General features: G+C 32.4%; 1 protein-coding gene. It reads left to right on the top strand.

Translation table 11 applies throughout. From position 1 onward, the window contains the following. Nucleotides 1-423, top strand: a 423-nt coding sequence (locus AC1EUY_RS16165) for a transposase (protein ID WP_480196586.1), incomplete at its 5' end; no start/stop codon positions are given. Between the last annotated feature and the right edge of the window lie 12 nt (nucleotides 424-435).

Genomic DNA, 435 nt, shown 5'->3' with positions numbered 1-435 from the left:
AATCCACATGATAGTAAAACCATAGAGCCTTTACTGAATCAAATGCAAACCAACATAAATTATCTACCAAAAGAAGTGGTGTATGACAGAGGCGGAAAAGGACAAAAACAAATAGGACAAACCAAAATATCCACACCAGATTATAGACCATTAAAACGAGATACCGAATATCAGAAAAGAACAAAACGAAAGAAATTTAGAAGGCGAGCTGCCATTGAGCCTGTTATAGGTCATCTAAAAACAAGCTTTAGAATGGGACAGAACTATCTTCATGGGACTAATTCCTCACAAATCAATGCTTTTTTAGCTGCAACAGGATGGAATCTTAAAAAGATGATGAAAAAGTTAAAACTAGAGTACTTAAAATTTATTACTCGTTTTATTCTTGCTTTTTTTTTAGAAAAATTGAAATACAAATATTAAGTTGGTAAGGAG

Source organism: Maritimimonas sp. 2210JD6-3, from assembly GCF_056591795.1.
The sequence above is the reverse complement of the archived record's forward strand: the minus strand, read 5'-3'. Positions and strand labels throughout refer to the sequence as shown.